Raw genomic sequence first — 2415 nt, 5'->3', positions numbered from 1 at the left:
GCCGTGGCGCTGCGCGCCAGCCCGACGACCTCGTGCCCCTGCGCGAGCGCGCGCGGGACCACCCGGCTGCCCAGGAAGCCCGTCGCGCCGGTGACGAGGATCCTCATGTCAACGCCTCCGGTCCAGGTGCCGTCGCCGTCCGTGGCCCGGCCGCGTCCCGGTCCGGGGCGGGCGTCGCCGCCTGCTGCGCCGGGACGGTCGCGTCCGGTGCAGCGGTGGCTCGCCCGGTGCTGCCGGGGTGAGCCGGTTCGTCGTGGTCGAACAGCAGCCGGCGGTACCGCCGGGCCAGCTCGTCGCGGTCGAAGTGCCGCTCGACGTGGGCCCGGCCGGCCCGCCCCATCCGGGCCCGCCGGTTCGGGTCGGCGGCCAGTTGGACGACGGCGGCAGCCAGCGCCGCGGGATCCTCCGGGGGGACGACGACCTGCCCGGCGGCGGTGAGGATCCGGGCGGCCTCGCCGCGCACCGCACCGATCACCGGCCGACCGGCGGCGAGCAGCTCGAACATCTTCGACGGGATGAACGTGTCGAACATCGGCACGTCTCGTAGCGGCACCACGCAGAGGTCGGCGGCCGCGACGACGCCCGGCACCTGCTCGCGGGGCACGCCGTCGTGCAGCACCGTGTTCGCCAGCCCCAGGCTGTGGACGTGCGCGGCGAGCCGGCGTTTGTCGGCGCCTTCTCCGACGAAGGCGAACCGGATCCGCGCCTCACCGAGTCGGGCCTCACCGAGTCGGGCGTCACCGAGTCGGGCGTCACCGAGTCGGGCGTCACCGAGTCGGGCGGCAGCGTCGGCGACCGAGGTCAGGCCGTGCGAGATGCCGTGGGCGCCGATGTAGAGCACGAGCGTCTCCGTGCCCGGCGCGCCCAGCCGCGCACGCATGCGGGCCGGCGCGACGGTGTCGGGGTGGAACCGGTCGAGGTCGACGCCGTTGCGCACCACGTGTACCTTGTCCGCCGCGATGCCGCGACCGACGATGTCGTCTCGGAAGCCCTCGGTGACCGTGACCACGGCATCGGCGGCCCGGTAGGCGGCCAGTTCGAGGCGTTCGAGCAGGCCGAGGACGCGCGGGTCGGTGATGACGCCGAGCTGTTCGAAGATGGCGGGCCACAGGTCGCGCACCTCCACGATCAGCCGGGCCCGCCGCAGCCGCGCGAGCAACCACGCCGAGCCCAGTGGGAAGAAGGTCGGCGAGGACACCACGACCACGTCGCACGGGCCGGTCCGCCAGCCGCCGAGCAGGACGCTCGAGACCATGAACGACAGGTGTGACAGCGTCTTGCGGACCACGCCCTCGTTGGGGGTGGCGTAGAGCCGGGCGCGCACGACGCGATATCCGTCGACCCGCTCGGTGCGCAGCCAGGCGCCGCGATACTCGGGCGGGATCACTCCGGTGGGATGGTTCGGCATCCCGGTCAGCACGGTGACGTCGAGGCCGTCGGCCGCCCACGCCCGGGCCGTCTCCGACAGCCGCGCCTGCGGCGCGCCGATCTCCGGCGGGAAGTAGTGCGTCACCACCAGGACGCGGCAGCCGGGAAGGGTGGACACGGAGTTCGACCTCCAGCCGTCGACGATCTATAGCTAAAAGTAGCGTAGTCTTCACTTGGAGTGATTAACGTGAGTGCGACCGTCCGCGTGTCGCGGCGGCGACCTCATCCCAGGCGGGCTGGCCGAGCGGCAGCCGGAAGCCCCGCGCGTCGAGCCAGCCCCGCTCCTGCCCCTGGCCGAACAGCAGCAGCTCCGCCCGGCGGCATACCGCGCTCAGCGGCGGCAGCCACTGCCCGGTCGGCTCGGCGGCGCGCAGCAGCCCCTGGACCGTCCTCGCCGGCAGCGGGTGCACCGGCCGACCCGGCGCGAACGTCTCGTAGAGGCTGCGCACGGTGTGCCCCTCGTAGGGGTGGGACACCACCAGGGGCGCGCCGTTCGCCGCCAGGATCGCGGCGACCGCCGCGCCGATGTTGCCGATCAGCGCGACCGGCACGGGTTGACTGCCGTCCCCGCACGTCACCAGGGGCCAGCGCCGGCAGAACGCGGCGAAGGCGGTCGTCATCCGACGCCCCAGGCCGTGCACGGAGGGGGGTCGGTAGAGGGTCACCTCAACGCTGCCGGCGGCCGCCGCGTCGCGCAGGAGCTGCTCGCCGAGGGTCTTCGACCGGGCGTAGGGGTTCACCGGCGCGTAGCGCAGGCTCTCGTCGAGCCGGTCGACCCGGCCCTGCACCGCCGCGGTGCTGACATGGACGAGCCGGGGCACCCCCGCCCGCTCGCAGGCGTCCGCGAGCAGTCGCGGCCAGGCGGCGTTGCCCCCGACGAGCCCGGGTGACAGCCGGGCCGCCGACACCGCCACCCCCGCGGCGTTGACGACCGCCCCGACGCCGTCGAGCTCGGCGGCGAGCCCCCCCAGGTGGGATCGGTACGCG

3 protein-coding genes are annotated in these 2415 nt (G+C 74.6%); all 3 read right to left on the bottom strand.

The annotated features are described in order from the left end of the window. The coding region (locus tag ND748_RS30095) for an NAD-dependent epimerase/dehydratase family protein (RefSeq protein ID WP_251749603.1) at positions 1–107 on the bottom strand (107 nt) is incomplete at its 3' end. Beyond that, a complete protein-coding gene (locus ND748_RS30090) occupies positions 104–1546 on the bottom strand; it encodes a glycosyltransferase family 4 protein (RefSeq protein ID WP_251749601.1) in 1443 nt (480 codons plus the stop codon). The genes ND748_RS30090 and ND748_RS30095, both read right to left, overlap by 4 nt. Before the next feature lie 64 nt (positions 1547–1610). Next, the coding region (locus ND748_RS30085) for an NAD(P)-dependent oxidoreductase (RefSeq protein WP_251749599.1) at positions 1611–2415 on the bottom strand (805 nt) is incomplete at its 5' end.

The organism is Frankia sp. AiPs1, from assembly GCF_023716945.1.
Taxonomy (GTDB): Bacteria; Actinomycetota; Actinomycetes; order Frankiales; family Frankiaceae; genus Frankia.
The sequence above is the reverse complement of the archived record's forward strand: the minus strand, read 5'-3'. Positions and strand labels throughout refer to the sequence as shown.